General features: G+C 64.5%; 10 protein-coding genes and 2 pseudogenes. 7 read left to right on the forward strand and 5 right to left on the reverse strand.

All coding sequences use genetic code 11. The annotated features are described in order from the left end of the window. The first annotated feature begins 46 nt into the window (after window positions 1-46). The 3 genes and pseudogenes from CIT39_RS11320 (at window position 47) to CIT39_RS11330 (ending at window position 2,970) form a co-directional block, all read left to right on the forward strand. Window positions 47-1,590: pseudogene (locus tag CIT39_RS11320) on the forward strand (acyl-CoA synthetase). A 99-nt stretch (window positions 1,591-1,689) separates the two neighbouring features. Next, window positions 1,690-2,484, forward strand: a complete 795-nt coding sequence (locus CIT39_RS11325; protein WP_094975275.1) for an enoyl-CoA hydratase/isomerase family protein — start codon at window positions 1,690-1,692, stop codon at window positions 2,482-2,484. An 81-nt stretch (window positions 2,485-2,565) separates the two neighbouring features. Continuing rightward, entirely contained in the window at window positions 2,566-2,970 is a 405-nt protein-coding gene (locus tag CIT39_RS11330; RefSeq protein WP_094975274.1) for a YccF domain-containing protein, read from the forward strand. An 831-nt stretch (window positions 2,971-3,801) separates the two neighbouring features. Here CIT39_RS11330 and CIT39_RS11335 read toward each other — a convergent pair. Further along, entirely contained in the window at window positions 3,802-4,563 is a 762-nt protein-coding gene (locus CIT39_RS11335) for an outer membrane protein (protein WP_094975272.1), read from the reverse strand. A 389-nt stretch (window positions 4,564-4,952) separates the two neighbouring features. On the opposite strand from CIT39_RS11335, the gene CIT39_RS11340 reads away from it, so the two are divergent. Both CIT39_RS11340 and ppc read left to right on the forward strand, forming a co-directional pair. Continuing rightward, window positions 4,953-6,341 (forward strand): Lpg1974 family pore-forming outer membrane protein, encoded by a 1,389-nt coding sequence (locus CIT39_RS11340; RefSeq protein WP_244607561.1) that lies wholly within the window; start codon window positions 4,953-4,955, stop codon window positions 6,339-6,341. A gap of 859 nt (window positions 6,342-7,200) precedes the next feature. Then, the gene (gene ppc / locus CIT39_RS11345) at window positions 7,201-9,993 is read left to right on the forward strand and encodes a phosphoenolpyruvate carboxylase (RefSeq protein WP_094975270.1); all 2,793 of its coding nucleotides are present in this window, start codon (window positions 7,201-7,203) and stop codon (window positions 9,991-9,993) included. Window positions 9,994-10,125: 132 nt separating this feature from the next. Here the strand turns inward: ppc and CIT39_RS11350 are convergent. From CIT39_RS11350 to CIT39_RS11365, 4 genes and pseudogenes are all read right to left on the reverse strand, one after another. Next, window positions 10,126-11,239, reverse strand: a pseudogene (locus CIT39_RS11350) (SMP-30/gluconolactonase/LRE family protein). Window positions 11,240-11,355: 116 nt separating this feature from the next. Further along, complete coding sequence (locus CIT39_RS11355; protein ID WP_038947755.1) at window positions 11,356-12,270, reverse strand: SDR family oxidoreductase; 915 nt, start codon at window positions 12,268-12,270, stop codon at window positions 11,356-11,358. 159 nt (window positions 12,271-12,429) lie between these two features. Continuing rightward, entirely contained in the window at window positions 12,430-13,569 is a 1,140-nt protein-coding gene (locus CIT39_RS11360) for a thiolase C-terminal domain-containing protein (protein ID WP_094975268.1), read from the reverse strand. A 3-nt stretch (window positions 13,570-13,572) separates the two neighbouring features. Continuing rightward, on the reverse strand, window positions 13,573-13,986 hold the full coding sequence (locus tag CIT39_RS11365; RefSeq protein ID WP_094975267.1) for a Zn-ribbon domain-containing OB-fold protein: 414 nt from the start codon (window positions 13,984-13,986) through the stop codon (window positions 13,573-13,575). Between the two features lie 178 nt (window positions 13,987-14,164). On the opposite strand from CIT39_RS11365, the gene CIT39_RS11370 reads away from it, so the two are divergent. Then, window positions 14,165-15,514 (forward strand): amidase, encoded by a 1,350-nt coding sequence (locus CIT39_RS11370; protein WP_094975266.1) that lies wholly within the window; start codon window positions 14,165-14,167, stop codon window positions 15,512-15,514. Further along, window positions 15,507-16,193 (forward strand): DUF2848 domain-containing protein, encoded by a 687-nt coding sequence (locus CIT39_RS11375; RefSeq protein WP_094975265.1) that lies wholly within the window; start codon window positions 15,507-15,509, stop codon window positions 16,191-16,193. The genes CIT39_RS11370 and CIT39_RS11375 overlap by 8 nt, the downstream gene beginning before the upstream one ends. Window positions 16,194-16,299 lie beyond the last annotated feature (106 nt).

The following is a 16,299-nucleotide window of genomic DNA, read 5'->3' on the forward strand; positions in this document are numbered from 1 at the left end:
ATGACGACTAGCTAAGACCGTCGCCAAACAACAAAGAAAAATAACAATGAGCGAAACGTCCAGCTTCCTCGGCATCGTCTCCGGCGATCGCCGCCGCTCCCACACCGAGGTCGCAACCCGCGCCGACCGCATTGCGTCCGGCCTCGCCAGGATCGGCGTCCGCCAGGGCGATTGCGTTTGCATGCTAATGCGCAACGACATCGCCTTCCTCGAGGCCGCCTATGCCGCGATGCGGCTCGGGGCCTATGGCGTGCCGATCAACTGGCACTTCAAGCCGGAAGAGATCAACTACATCCTGAACGACACCGGCACGTCCGTGCTGATCGGACATGCCGACATGCTGCACGCCCTGCGCGACGCGATTCCGGCAGGCGTCACCGTGCTCAGCGTGCCGACGCCGCCGGAGATCCTGTCCAATTACAGGATCGATCCCGATCATCTGACGACGCCGGACTTCGCCATCGATTTCGAATCCTGGCTCGAGCAATTCCAGCCCTATGACGGGCCGGTCGTGCCGCAGCCGATGAACATGATCTACACCTCGGGCACCACGGGCCATCCCAAGGGCGTCCGCCGCAACGCGCCGACGCCGGAGCAGCAGGCGGCCGGCGAGCGCATGCGTGCGATGATCTATGGCCTCAAGCCCGGCGCCCGCGCGATCCTGCCGGGACCGCTGTATCATTCCGCACCGAACTCGTTCGGTATTCGCGCCGGCAAGCTCGGTGGCGCGCTGGTGCTGATGCCGCGCTTCGAAGCCGAGGAGTTCCTGGAGCTGATAGAGCGATACAAGATCGACACCATCTTCATGGTGCCGACCATGTTCATCCGCCTGATGAAGCTGCCGGAGGCGGTGCGCAAGACGTACGACGTCTCCTCGCTGCGCCACGTCATCCACGCCGCCGCGCCGTGCCCGGCCGACGTCAAGCGCGCCATGATCGAATGGTGGGGCCGGTGATCTACGAATTCTACGGCTCGACCGAATCCAGCGCGGTCACCTTCGCCACCTCGGAGGACGCGCTGAAGAAGCCCGGCACCGTCGGCAAGATTTCGCCCGGTGCGGAGCTGCGCTTCCTCGGCGAGGACGGCCGCGTGCTGCCGGCCGGCGAGATCGGCGAGATCTATTCCCGCATGCCTGCAATGGCCGATTTCACCTACCACAACAAGCCGGAGAAACGCGCCGAGATCGACCGCGACGGTTTCATCACCTCGGGCGACGTCGGCTACATCGACGAGGACGGCTACGTCTTCATCTGCGACCGCAAGCGCGACATGGTGATCTCGGGCGGCGTCAACATCTACCCGGCCGAAATAGAGTCCGTCCTGCATGCCGTGCCGGGCGTGCACGATTGCGCGGTGTTCGGCATCCCCGATGCCGAGTTCGGCGAGGCGCTGATGGCCGTGGTGGAGCCGCAAGCCGGAATCACGCTCGATGCCGCCGGCATCCGCGCAAGGCTGAAGAGCTCGCTCGCCGATTACAAAGTTCCAAAACACATCGAGATCCGCAGCGGCCTGCCGCGTGAAGATTCCGGCAAGATCTTCAAGCGCCGCCTGCGCGATCCCTATTGGGAGCAGGCGGGGCGGAAGATTTGACGCTACGTAGCCCGGGTGAGCGCAGCGATACCCGGGACAACGCGAACACCGCCCCGGATGTCGCTTCGCTCATCCGGGCTACAAGAGCAAGGGGCTTTCATGACCGACGCCGCCAACGAAGTCCTCTACACAATCGCCGACCACGTCGCGACCATCACGCTGAACGCGCCGGAGCGCATGAACACGATCTCCGGCCCGATGCTCAACGATCTGGCGCGGCTCTTGACCGAAGCCAATGAGGACAAGGACGTCCGCGTCGTGATCCTCACCGGCAAGGGCAGGGCGTTCTGCGCCGGCCTCGACCTGCGCAAGGAGCGCGACGGCAACGGCCTCAGCGCGGCGTCCTCGCCGACCACGATCAATCTCCGCAATACGCCGCCGACGGTGTTGCAGGCGATGGACAAGCCGACCATCTGCGCCGTCAACGGCGGCGCGGCGGGCTACGGCATGGACACCGCGCTCGGCTGCGACATCCGCATCATGGCGGAGTCCTCAAAGCTCGCCGCCGCCTTCGTCAAGCGCGGCGTGGTGCCGGAATCCGGCGGCACCTGGCTGCTGCCGCGCATGCTCGGCTGGGCCAAGGCCTCCGAGCTGATCTTCACCGGCCGCACGCTGAGCGCGCGCGAGTGCCTGGAATGGGGCCTCGCCAACGAGGTCGTGCCGGATGCCGAGCTGATGAGCCGCACGACTGCGATCGCCCGCGAAATCGCCGCCAACGCGCCGCTCGCGGTGCAGGCCTCCAAGCGCATGATGCGGATGGGCCTCAACGAGAACTTCCACGACCACGTTCATCACGTCTATCTCCAGCTCCTGCCGCTGTTCAAGACGCAGGACATGGCCGAGGGCATGAAGGCGTTCATGGAGAAGCGCGAGCCGAAATTCGAGGGGCGGTAGCCGGCTGCGGCTATCGGACCGTCTTAGCAGGGACAGATTCCGAACCTATATAGACGACATCATCCACCTCCGGATCATCCCATGTCTCCCGTTTCCATGCTCCTCAACATCCTCTGGATCCTCTTCGGCGGCGCCTGGATGGCGTTCGGCTGGGTGATTGCCGCGGTCATCATGGCCATCACCATCGTCGGCCTGCCGTGGGCGCGGGCGGCGTTCAACATCGCCGTCTACACGCTGCTGCCGTTCGGCTCGCGTGCGGTCAACCGCTACGACGTCACTGGTATCGAGGATACCGGCACCGGCCCGCTCGGGGTGATCGGCAACATCATCTGGTTCGTGCTGGCCGGCTGGTGGCTGGCGCTCGGCCACTTATTGACCGCGCTGGCGCTCGCGATCACCATCATCGGCATTCCCTTCGCTTGGGCCCATCTGAAGCTCGCGGGCATCGCGCTCTGGCCGATCGGCAAGGTGATCGTGCCGGCTTAGGGCGTCGGATGGGTAGAGCGTCAGCAAAATCCATCAAACCGTTCGACTGGCTACTGCTCGCGATATATTCGAGAGCGCCGAGACCTCCCCCGCAGGCGGGAGAGGTTAACGACATCCCGCGCTAGCGGCGACCTGCGCGGTTGACCGGACCACCGCGGTTCATGGGCGTGCCTGCGCGGACGCCGGCACCTGGTGCGCCAGCACCAACGCCTGCGACGCCGACCCTACCCGGTGCGCCTGCCGCTGCCGCGGGCCGCGCCACACAACCGGCCGGCACGCCCGCCGACGTGCAGTAAACGGCGGCCTCGGCAAAGCCGGCCCCAAGCGAAATCGGCATCAGCGTCGACAACGCGATCAACGTCACACCGGCCATCAACCGTCCTGTTCTATTCGACATTTTTTGTACCTTTGCTGGAGCGCAGGCTTGCAAGGATCGGTCGATCACCGCAGCCGCTGCCGTCGCGGACACTATGCGACAACAACTCAACATCTTGTGAAGAAGGGATGGATGTTTGTCTGCAACGGCGCCCTGGGCCCAACGCGGTACGCCACGGCCCGGCACCAAGGTGCCAGGCCAAGTCACCGAGCGCGACATTGCCACCCTGTCGAACGACATGCTCGCGGTGAGTTCGGCGTCCGCCCGGTCGGCAATGCGCCGCACATGCGCAAGGCGGTCTCTGGCCTGTTCAACTCGGCGCCGGAAACTGGCCGCGACTATGTGACCGCCAGCCCGCGCGTGAACCTGCCGAAGCTCGACCTTGAGAATCCCCGACGCCCGGCATTGCCTCGGGGGCGGCGATCGTCGATGGAAACAACGACCGCCCCGTCCAATTAGTATTTGGCGATGACCGCGCCGCCCCAACGATAATTGACGCGGACGGTGACGAGGTCGACGTCCTGATGAATGCGGTCGCTGGCGTAGGCTGTCCCTGCCGGTGCGAGCGTGCCGTTGTTGGTGAAGGTGATGAACCTGTCCTGCATGAACATGTGGTCGTATTCGATCGCGGCGGACCAATTGGGCGCGAAGCCGTATTCCAGGCCTAGTCCGATCACGCCACCCCAACGGGTGTCGTTGACGGTGTCGCTGATCTGGGCGCCGTTGGCAGTCAGATAGCCGCGATAGCGATCGGAGGTCAGAGCGGCGCCACCCTTCAGATAAAGCAGCGTGTTGTTCCAGGCATAGCCGATGTGGCCGGTGAACATTCCGAAAGCGTCGACCTGCGTGGCGTTGACGACGGCCGGGAACGGGATGCTCTGATTGCTGCCGCGGAAGTTGGCCCAATTGCCCTGGGCTTCGATGCCGAACACGATGCTGGAGCTCTGAAAGCGATACCCGACCTGGCCGCCGGCGGTGCCGCCGGTAGCATCGTGGCATCCCTCGGAAACGTTGAAGGCACCGGCCGCATTGCTGAAATCCCAGCACTTGTGGCTCGATCCCCACCCGCCGTTGGCGCCAATGTAGAAGCCGCTCCAGTCGTACATGGCGCTCATAATCGTGGGCGCCTTGGTGTAGGGACGGGTAGCCACGTCTGCGGCAGAAGCCGACGTGACCATTGCGAGCGCGCCGACGGTACCGAGCAGCAATGTCTTCATGATGCATCCTCTGGGACGAGTTTTCCGCCAACGAATCAATTACCGCGAGCAGCCTACGCTTCGCCGCCCGAAATCTTGTCACTCATTTGGTACAGTACTCAACCGAATGCAGGCGACTTATCGAAAGAGTGACAGAAGCAGCAAGCAGACAGGCCGGACCTTCTGAAATCTGCAGCTCGTTGGCTCAGGCGCTTTGCCTCGGTCGTGCAATATCCGATCACTGCGCCTTCGAGGCGAAGCAACCAGAACCTGCACGAATGCGAGTCGAAGCCGTCCGCCGCGCGCTGATGCCCGTAAAATGATGGAGGCGGCCCTCGTGAGTCTGCATCACACGCGCGCGATGCATACCGCAAAAGCACACCTCCCGACATTCTACGCAGATATTCAATATGGATCACCTTGTCCTGCTGAATGCGCCTAGCGTTGCACCAGGCAGGGATCTTGATCGATTCGGTCGCTTCGTCGGAGCCTCTGGTCGAGGGCTGACGTTACGACGAATTGCGGGTCGACGCCTTGATGTCTCTCAGGGAGCGCGGGCCATGAACAGTGTCAGAAAATTCGCGTTGCTTGCATGTGTTGGAGTGAGCGTCGCGGCAGTGCCGGGTTCTGCGTTCGCCGACAAAATTTCCGAGCGTCTCGATGCGCTGGAAAGAGAAAATGCCGCCTTGCGCGCGCGGCTTAGCCGTCTCGAAACGCCCAAGGAAACACTCAAGGAAACGCCCAAGACGGCGAAGCTGCAATCTCGGCCGGCGGATTCGAGCTCCGGTCCGGCGCTCGTCGTGTTGCCGCCATCGGCAGGCCCAAACAGCATGGCCGCCGATCTCGGCTATGTCGGTCCGCGACGGGCGAATGCGCCGCGCTTCGAAATCAGCGGATCGGCTTCGTTCCTGCAACCGGGTGCCGGCAATCTCGAATATGGCACGCTGACCAATCCTCTGCCGGTGGTGACACCGCACTGGCGAAATCAGTCGCTCAAGCCGAACTTCACGCCATCCTTCAGCTTTGGCGCCCGCTACATGGGCGACGAGTCCAGGGACATCCAGCTGAACTGGACACACCTGCGCAACACCGCGACGGATTCGTTCTTTGCTTCGCCGACGGAAATGGTGGGACCGCCCTATCTGATCGGGCCGGAATCGGCCCTTTACAAGAACGGGAGTGGTTCGGTGAAAACCGCCCTTGACGTCGTCAACCTGGACGCCGGATACACATTCTGCGCCGAGTGCTCGTTTCAGATGCGGGCGTTCGGCGGTGTATCGGCTGCGCGGATCGGCCAAAATCTGTCGGGCCTGTTCGCGAGCCCGGGTGGCGCGGCCTCCTCCGGCTATACGGTCAACTCCCTGTTCACCGGCGCCGGGCCCCGCGTCGGCATCAAGGGTCAGTTCGGCATCGGCGACTTCCAGTTCATCGGCGAGATGGCCGGCGCGGTCCTGATCGGTACTGCGCAGAGCGGGATGGACTTCACCACGCTGTCTCCAGCGTTCGGGCTTTCCAGCCAGTACATCAGCTCTCCCAATGCGACGCGAGTGGTTCCCAGCATCGACGGCAAATTGGCCACCTCCTATACCTTTGCGCCGACCGCTTACGGATTGTTCAAGATCGAGACCGGCTACAAGGCCGCAGTCTATTTCGGTGCGGTCAATTCATATGCATTGACCCAAGTCCCGACCAGCCTGACGCTTCCGCCCGTCGGCATTTACCTCGCGACGCAGCAACACCAGCTGAGCAATTTCACGAACCACGGCCCGTATGTGACGGCGAGCTGGGCCTTCTATTGAGGCCGGATTTTTCAGGGACGGGCGCCACTTGATGGGCGAAACACACCGCATGCAGGTCAAGTGACAGGCTTGAAAATATTCTGATTGACCGAATTCGCTTCTTCGGTTAAACCGCACAGCATCCCGGCCCGCCAAAGGGGCGTTTCGCGATCGTCACGATACGTAGGCTGGGATGCGATGGACGCGGCAGCGCCGGCGCGTGAGGTGATGGCAGGGCGGGCGACCCCTGTGAGCCATCGCGATCCGCGGCACGACACGGCGCGGTTACAGCGTTTCGTTTCGGCGTTGGGGGCGAGCACGCGCGAGCCTCCGACTGTCCGGGGCGGGACGTCCGCGGACGGCAAAAGCGTGTGGTCCTGACGCCCGAAGGCTGGCGTCAAGGCTTGCGGTGGTGTGAGTTGCCCGACCGGGCGCGCGCATCAGTGATCCGCAAGGCGACGGGGGCAATAGTGCACCGCTCCCCGGGGAGAGCGCGCCATAAGCCGTAACACCATCGCGCAGGGAAGGCCGGGGGACCGGCAACACCTGTGGTCAACCCCGCGTGCGTCTTTCGCGTGCGGACCCTGGGTGCCAGCCGGCGCCCGGCCTTCCCTGCGCCCTTGTTCTCGACGAGGGCGAAACGGACAGCAAATCTCGGGCGGAATGCGCCGCGAGATCGCGAAGGTATGTTTACGGCTGAACGGATGCCGGCCCCGTGCCCCGGCTCTGCGCCGCAATGCTGAGGGGCATTGCAGCGCGTCCGGGACACGAGCACGCCGGCACTGTGCGCCGCCACCAAGTTCATCTTGCACTGCGGCAGAAAAATATCGCACACTCGCCGTGCCGGGCATCCAAGCGAGCTCGAACCAAGGAGCGAGCCATGTCCCTCCAGACCGTATCAGCCGACAGCACCGAACCGCGCACCAACCGTCCCGAGGACGTCCAGGCGTTGGAGGCCGACGCCCGGCTGCGGGACGACATTCGCCTGCTCGGACGCATCCTCGGCGACACCGTACGCGACCAGGAGGGTGCCGATGTGTTCGACCTGGTCGAGCGCATCCGCCAGACCTCGATCAGGTTCCACCGCGACGAGGACCGGCTCGCCCGCCGTGAGCTCGAGCAGATCCTCGACAGCATGTCGACCTCCGAGACGGTGCGGATCGTCCGCGCCTTCAGCTATTTCTCCCACCTTGCCAACATCGCCGAGGACCAGAACAACATCCGCCAGATGCGGGCTCGCAGCGCCGGCAAGAGCACCGGCGTGCTGGCCGAGACGCTGGCCCATGCCAAGGCCGCGGGCATCGGTCCCGATCAGCTCCGCAGCTTCTTCAAGTCCGCGCTGGTCAGCCCGGTCCTGACTGCGCACCCGACCGAAGTCCGCCGCAAGAGCACCATGGACCGCGAGATGGAGGTCGCCGGCCTGCTCGACCGCCGCGAGCGCGTGGCGCTGACCGCGGAGGAGGCTGATGCCAGCGACGAGCAGCTTCGCCGCGAGGTACTGACGCTGTGGCAGACCAATCTCTTGCGCCGGACCAAGCTCACCGTGCTCGACGAGGTCGCCAACGGCCTGTCGTTCTACGATTACACCTTCCTGCGCGAGGTGCCGCGCCTCGTCAACGCGCTGGAGGACCGGCTGGAGGAGGGCGGCGAGCAGACAGCCTCCGAACTCGCCTCGTTTCTGCGCATGGGCAGCTGGATCGGCGGCGACCGCGACGGCAACCCCTTCGTCACCGCCGACGTGATGCGCGGCACGCTGCGGCTGCAGTCGAGCCGGGTCATGCAGTTCTATCTGGAAGAGCTGCATGTGCTCGGTTCGGAATTGTCGATCGCAGCGCATCTCGCCGACGTTTCCGAGGAGCTGCGCAAGCTTGCGGAGCGTTCGCCCGACACCTCGCCGCACCGGATCGGCGAGCCCTATCGTCTCGCGGTCTCCGGCATCTATGCCCGCCTGACAGCCACCGCCGAAAAGCTCCAGGTCGAGATCACCCGCCGGCCGGTCGGAAAGGGCGCGCCGTATGGGAGCGTCAAGGAGCTGCAGGCCGATCTCGACGTGCTGCATCGTTCCCTGATCGCCAACAACGCCCGCGTCATCGCGCGCGGCCGGCTGCGGCTGCTGCGGCGCGCGGTCGATTGCTTCGGCTTCCATCTCGCACGGCTCGACATCCGCCAGAACTCGGCGGTACACGAGCGCACCATCGCCGAGCTGATGGATGCCGCCAATCCCGGCATGTCCTATCTCGCGCTCGGCGAAGACGCGCGTATCTCGCTGCTGACCAACGAGTTGCGCAGCCCCCGCGCGCTGGTGTCCCCATTCGTCAAGTACAGCGACGAGACCATGGGCGAGCTCAACGTCTTCCATGGCGCCGCGGAAGCGCACGCGAAGTTCGGCTCGGACTCCATCCCCCAATGCATCATCTCGATGTGCAAGAGCATGTCCGACATGCTCGAAGTGGCCGTGCTGTTGAAGGAGGTCGGCCTCGTCCATCCTTCCGGGCGCAGCGCCATCAACATCGTGCCGCTGTTCGAGACCATCGAGGATTTGCAGGCATCAAGCGTCATCATGGACCGCATGCTGTCGCTGCACGATTACCGTCGCCTCGTCGACAGTTGTGGCGGCGTGCAGGAGGTCATGCTCGGCTATTCCGACAGCAACAAGGATGGCGGCTTCGTCACCTCGGGCTGGGAGCTCTACAAGGCCGAGATCGGCCTCGTCGAGGTGTTCGAGCGCCATCACGTGCGCCTGCGCCTGTTCCACGGCCGCGGCGGCTCGGTCGGCCGCGGCGGTGGTCCGAGCTATGACGCGATCATCGCCCAGCCCGGCGGCGCCGTGAACGGCCAGATCCGCATCACCGAGCAGGGCGAGATCATCTCCTCGAAATATTCCAACGCCGAAGTCGGCCGCAACAATCTGGAGATCCTCGCGGCCGCGACGCTGGAGGCGAGCCTGCTGCATCCGCGCCAGAGCGCGCCGCGCCGCGAATATCTGACGACGATGGACGAGCTGTCGAACCTCGCCTTCAAAGCCTATCGCGGCCTCGTCTACGAGACCGACGGCTTCGTCGATTATTTCTGGTCCTCGACCGTCATCAACGAGATCGCGACGCTGAACATCGGCAGCCGTCCGGCCTCGCGCAAGAAGACCCGCGCGATCGAGGATCTGCGCGCCATCCCCTGGGTGTTCTCCTGGGCGCAATGCCGCCTGATGCTGCCGGGCTGGTACGGCTTTGGCAGCGCAGTCGAGCAGTGGATCGCGGAGCATCCCGACAAGGGCATGCCGTTCCTGAAGGAGCTCTATCAGGAATGGCCGTTCTTCCGCATGCTGCTCTCGAACATGGACATGGTGCTGGCCAAAAGCTCGATCGCGATTGCGTCACGCTATGCCGAGCTGGTGCCGGACGAAGCCTTGCGCGAGAAGATTTTCGGCCGCATCCGCCGCGAATGGCATTCCTGCATCGAGACGCTGCTCGACATCATGGGCCAGGACCGGCTGCTGCAGGGCAATCCGCTGCTGGAGCGCTCGGTGCGCCACCGCTTCCCCTATCTCGATCCGCTCAACCACGTGCAGGTCGAGCTATTGAAGGAGCACCGCGCGCAGAACCCGGACGAGCAGGTGCTGCGCGGGATTCAGTTGACGATCAACGGGATCTCGGCGGGGCTGAGGAATACGGGTTAGGGGCAACGCCGCGACCACACCCTCAGTCGTCATGCCCGGGCTTGTCCCGGGCATCCACGTTTTTCGTGCCGCACGTCAAGTCGTGGATGGCCGGGACAAGCCCGGCTATGACGAGGATGAGAGAGCACGCACTCAACAGAAATGCGCGCCTTGCGTTTCCACATAGACCGCATAGAGCGACTGGCTTGCGGTCATGAACAGGCGGTTGCGCTTCTTGCCGCCGAAGCAGACATTGGCGCAGGTCTCCGGCAACAGGATCTGCCCGATCCGCGCGCCATCGTTAGGCGCGAACACCTGCACGCCGTCATAACCCGGGCCGACCCAGCCGGCGCCGACCCAGATGTTGCCCTCGGTGTCGACGCGCAAGCCGTCAGGGAAGCCCGACTTGCCCTCGAGCTTCATGTCGATCAGCTTCTTCGGATTGGACAGCTTGGCACCGTCGATGTCGTAGGACCACACCACGTTCTCGGCCTGCGGGTAATGCGTGATGCCGGTGTCGCAGACATAGAGCTTCTTGTAGTCGTGCGAGAACGCGATGCCGTTCGGCTTGAACGGCTCGTCGGCGACCTTCGCCACCTGTCCGGTCTGGGTGTCCAGGCGATAGACCGCTTCCTTCTGGTGCGGCTGCAGCGAGCCGGTGTTGGCGAGCTTGCCCTCGTAGATGCTGATCGCGCCGTAGCCGGGATCGGTGAACCAGATCGCCTTGTCGTTGGGATGCACCACCATGTCGTTGGGGCCGTTGAGCGGCTTGCCGTTGGCCTGTTTCGGCCAGCGACGTCACCGAACCGTCGTGCTCGTAGCGGACAAGACGCGTGCGCTCGGCGCTGAGCTGGCGTCCCTCGGTGTCGAACGAATTGCCATTGGCCTCGTTCGACGGCTTGTGGAACTGCTCGGAGATGTGGCCGTCGTCGTCGAGATAGCGCAGCTGCCGGTTGGCGGGGATGTCGCTCCAGACGAGATATTGTCCCTGCGCATTCCATGCCGGCCCTTCCGCCCAGAGGCAGCCGGTGTAGAGCCGCTTGATCGCGGTGTTGCCGACCTTGGCTTTGAAACGCTTGGGGTCGATGGCGATAATGTCGGGGTCGGGATAGCGCTGCGGCTCGGCATTTGCGCCGAAGTCGCGGGCGTCGGCATTGGAGGCGAGCAGGGTCGATGCGGCGAGTGTCGCTGCACCCTGCAGCAGCGCGCGGCGGTCGAGACCACCGCCTGCGGTCGTGTCGTCGGAGTTGGTCAGTATTCTTGTCATGGCTTCCTCCCAAGGTTGTGTTGGGAGGACACCATTCGCCCGCATTCAGGCGTAAACCGGGGCGATCTCCGGGCAAGACAACCGGAGATCGCAGGGCAGGGATGCCGGAAATGCGGCTAGACCGGATCCCAGGTGAAGATGTCAGCCGAGCGATCCAGCTTGTAGAACGAGCCCTTCAGCGCCGGCATGCCGTGTTCGGCGATCGACTGCGGTGTCCAGCCTTCGCTCCGCTGCACCGAGCGGATCGGACGGTTCTGGCTGAACAGGAAGATCTCGTTCATGCGCACGCCGAATATCTGGCCGGTGACGTCCTTGGCGGAGTCGGAGATCAGATAGCCGCAGAGCGGCGCGATCTTCTCAGGCCCCATCTGCTTGATCTTCTCGACCCGCGCCTTCTCCGCTTCGGTCTCGGTCGGGATGGTGCCGATCATGCGGGTCCAGGCGAATGGCGAGACGCAGTTGGAGCGGACGTTGAAGCGGCCCATGTCGAGCGCGATCGACTTGGAGAGCCCGACGATGCCGAGCTTGGCGGCGGCGTAATTGGCCTGGCCGAAATTGCCGATCAGGCCGGAGGTCGAGGTAAAGTGCACGAAGGAGCCCGACTCCTGCTCGCGGAAGATGCGCGCGGCGGCGTGGCTGACATAGAACGAGCCCATCAGATGCACCTTGATGACGGCCTCGAACGCCTCCACGCTCATCTTGTGGAAGATCATGTCGCGCAGGATGCCGGCATTGTTGACGACACCGTCGAGCCGGCCGAAATGATCGGTCGCGGTCTTCACGATCTTGCTCGCGGGGATCGCTTCGGCGACCGACTCGAAATTGGCGACCGCAGTGCCGCCACGCTTCTTGATCTCCTCGACGACCTCCTCGGCGGGCGCCGCGTTCGAGCCGGCGCCGTCCGAGGCTCCGCCGGGATCGTTGACGACGACCTTGGCGCCCTCCGCCGCACAGAGCAGCGCGATCTCGCGCCCGATGCCGCGGCCTGCGCCGGTGACGATGATGACCTTGTCTTGCAGTGATTTGCTCATGTGGGATTCTCCGCTAGCCGTTCCAAATTCCGCCGTCATTCCGGGATGCGCCGAAAGGCGCAGGCCCGGAATCCATACTCCCGATCGTGGTTATGGATTCTCAGATGCGAAATTGCGCATCATAGCTCGTCGCTTCGCGCCGCCCCGGAATGACAGCCACTACCTCTCGTTCGTAAACACGATCGTGCCACTCGCGGCGAACATGCCGCCGACGCCGTGGCACACCGAAATTGTCGCGTTCGGCACCTGCGCGGGCGCGATGCCGCGCATCTGCCGCACGCTCTCCTGCAGCGCGTACATGCCGTACATGCCCGAATGCATGTAGCTCAGTCCGCCGCCATTGGTGTTGAGCGGAAGCTTGCCGCCGGGCCGCGTGTTGCCGTCCGTGATGAACTTTCCGGTCTCCTCATGCGGCATGAAGCCGAGGTCGCCGAGGCCGAACAGCGGCAGATGCGCAAACGCGTCGTAGATCATGAGATGATCGACGTCCTTGTGAGCGATGCCGGCTTCCTTGAAAGCGAGCGGTCCCGCGGTCTTGAACGCGCGCGAGGAGTTGAAGGTCTCCATCTGGCTGACCATCGGCGTTTCCACGCTCTCGCCGGTGCCCATGATGTAGACGGGTTTGCGCGGAAAGTCCTTGGCGCGGTCGGCCGAGGTCAGGATCAGCGCGCCGCCGCCGTCGGTGACGAGGCAGCATTGCAGCAGTCGGAACGGATAGGCGATCATGCGCGAATTGAGCACGTCGGCGACCGTGATCGGGTCCTTCATCATCGCCCGCGGATTCTTCGCCGCCCATTCGCGCTGCACCACGGCCACCGAAGCGAGTTGCTCATGCGTGATGCCGTAGGTCTTCATGAAGCGCAGCACGGGGATCGGGAACATGCTGGGCGGACCGTAGACACCGAACGGCGCCTCGAACTGGCCGTTGAGGCTGTCCGCCGGTGTCGAGCGCGGCTGCTTGCCGATCATCGACTTGCCGCTCTCGGCATGGGTGATCAGCACGGTCTTGCACAGGCCGGCCTCGATCGCCGCCGCGGCGTGGCGAACATGCAGCATGAAGGAGCAGCCGCCGACCGAGGTGCCGTCCACCCAGGTAGGCCTGATGCCGAGGTAGTGGCAGACCTGCTGCGGCGTTTCGACCGCGGTGGCGAAGCCGTCGATATCGGACAGCTTGAGCCCGGCATCAGCAATGGCGTTGAGCGCCGCATCCGCGTGAAGCTGGAGCTGCGAGGCATTGGGGATGACACCGAGCTCGGTGGTCTCGGCCGCGCCGACGACGGCAACCTGATTGCTGCGCATGGCCTATCCCTTCGCCGGACGGAACACGGGGAGGGTGATCTTGTCGTCGAGCGTCTCGAAGGCGACCTCGAGCTTCATGTCGAGCTCGAGCGCCTCGGGAGTCTGCGGGCAGTCGATGATGTTGCTCATCATCCGCGGGCCCTCGGCAAGCTCCACCACCGCGATTGCATAAGGCGGCGTGAAGCCGGGCGCGGCCGGACGGTGGTTGATCACGTAGCTGTAGAGGAAGCCCTTGCCGCTCGCCTTGAAGACGGAGACCTTGCGCGAGGCGCAGGACGGGCAGAACGGGCGCGGCGGGAAATAGACATGCGCGCAGGCGTCGCAGCGCTGCAGGCGCAATTCGCCGGCTTTGGTGCCGTCCCAGAAATGCTGGGTCTCCGGCGTCGGTTTCGGTCGCGCGCGCTGCGGTTCGGCCATGTCGGCAGCTCCTCCCAAAGGTTCAGGCTCACGCCCGCCCGTTTCGATCTTGATGGGACAATCGACCATGGTGCGTCAACGGTCCAGCAATACGCATGCATGCCATCATGCGCACAATGCTTGTGTCGAACTGAGGCAGCGCTATAGATTGCGCGCGACAATATTCCGTGAGACAGACATGCCCGAATTCCCGACACTGGCGAAGCTCGCCGAAGACCTCGAAAGCGGCCGCACCACCGCCAGCAAGCTGGTCGAAGCCTGCATCGCCAAGATCGCCGATCCCGCCGGGGAGGGCCAGCGCACCTTCCTCCATGTCGACAAGGACGCCGCGCTCGCCGCGGCGGACGCGATGGACGGCTTGCGCAAGGCCAAGGCGGCGCCGTCGCGCTATGCCGGCATCCCGGTCTCGATCAAGGACCTGTTCGACATCAGGGGCCAGGTGACGCGCGCCGGCTCCCGAGCCCTCGACGATTCCTCGCCGGCCGAGCAGGATGCGGCGACGGTGGCGCGGCTGCGCAGGGCCGGCTTTGTCGTGATCGGGCGCACCAACATGACCGAGTTCGCCTATTCCGGCATCGGCATCAATCCGCATTACGGCACTCCGAAGGGAGCCTGGAACCGGACCGTGGGACATGTGCCCGGCGGCTCGTCCTCGGGCGCGGCGGTGTCTGTGCTGGACGGCATGGCGCATGGGGCGCTCGGCACCGACACCGGCGGCTCCTGCCGGATTCCGGCGGCCTATAACGGCATCGTCGGCTACAAGCCGACGCAGCGGCGCGTGCCGCTCGATGGCGCGGTGCCGCTGTCGTTCTCGCTCGACAGCATCGGGCCGCTGGCACGATCGGTCAGTTGCTGTGCCATACTCGACGCCGTGCTCGCCAACGAGCCGATTGCCCCGCTGAAGCCGCGTCCGATCCAGGGCATGCGGCTGGCGGTGCCGACCACGATCGCGCTCGACGATCTCGACGCAGAGGTGGCCGAGACGTTCGAACGCGCCCTGAAGACGCTTTCCGACCACGGCGCGATCATCGAGCGCATCGAGATGACGGAATTCCACGACATCGGGCCGATGAACGCGAAGGGCGGCTTTGCGGCCTCCGAGAGCTACGCCTGGCATCGCTATCTCATCACGGCGAAGGGCGACGTCTACGATCCCCGCGTCTCCGTGCGGATCATGCGCGGCGAGACGCAGAGTGCGGCCGACTACATCGATCTCCTCAACGAGCGCCGCTCGCTGATCGCCCGCGTCAACGCGCGCATCGCGCCCTATGATGCTCTGGTGCTGCCGACCACCGCCAACACGCCGCCGAAGATCGCCGATCTCGCCGACGACAAGGCGTTCACCAGGGAGAATCTGCGCGCATTGCGCAATTGCACCCTGATCAACATGATCGATGGCTGCGCCATCTCGCTGCCCGCGCATCGCGAGGGCGAAATTCCCGTCGGCCTGATGTTGGCCGGTGCGGGCGGCACCGACCGCCGCATCTTCGAACTTGCTGCCGGCATGGAGGCCGTCATTCGTGTTTGACCTCACTTTCACCGTCGACGCCCAGGACACCACCACGCCGCTGACGCTTGCGATCGACCAGATGGTCATCGCCGGCTGGACCGGCCGCGATCCGGTCGCCCGCGACAAACACATCAAAGAGCTGCAGGAGATGGGCATCGTCCCGCCGGCCTCGACGCCGATCTACTATCGCGGCGCGGCGCGGCGGCTGACCCAGGAAGACAGCATCGAATGCACCGGCGGCGATTCCTCCGGCGAGGTCGAGTTCGTGCTGATCGGCTGGCAGGGCCGCATCTTCGTCGGCTGCGGCTCCGACCATACCGATCGCAAGGTTGAGGCCTACAACGTCACGGTGTCCAAGCAGATGTGCGACAAGCCGATCGCCTCCACGCTGTGGGAGCTGGAGGACGTCATCGGCCATTGGGACAAGATGATCCTGCGCTCCTATGCCACCATCAAGGGCGAGCGCGTGCTCTACCAGGAGGGCACGCTGGACGCGATGCTGCCGGTCGCCGATCTCATCGCGCGCGGCTTCGAAGGCGGCAAATTCCCCGACGGCTGCGCCATGTTCGGCGGCACGTTCGCGGCGAAGGGCGGCATCCGCCCGGCGGAGCGATTCGACTTCGAGCTGGAAGATCCCGTGCTGAAGCGGACGATCAGGCACGGGTATGACGTGACGACGCTGCCGGTGCGGGGCTAGGTCCAGCCGGAAATCGGGTGGTCGTCGTCGCTACGATCTGCCAAACATTATCCGTCATTCCGGGGCGCGCCTCTTGGCGCGAGCCCGGAATCCATCGTGCAGCAGA

This window comes from Bradyrhizobium symbiodeficiens, from assembly GCF_002266465.3.
GTDB classification, from domain to species: Bacteria; Pseudomonadota; Alphaproteobacteria; order Rhizobiales; family Xanthobacteraceae; genus Bradyrhizobium; species Bradyrhizobium symbiodeficiens.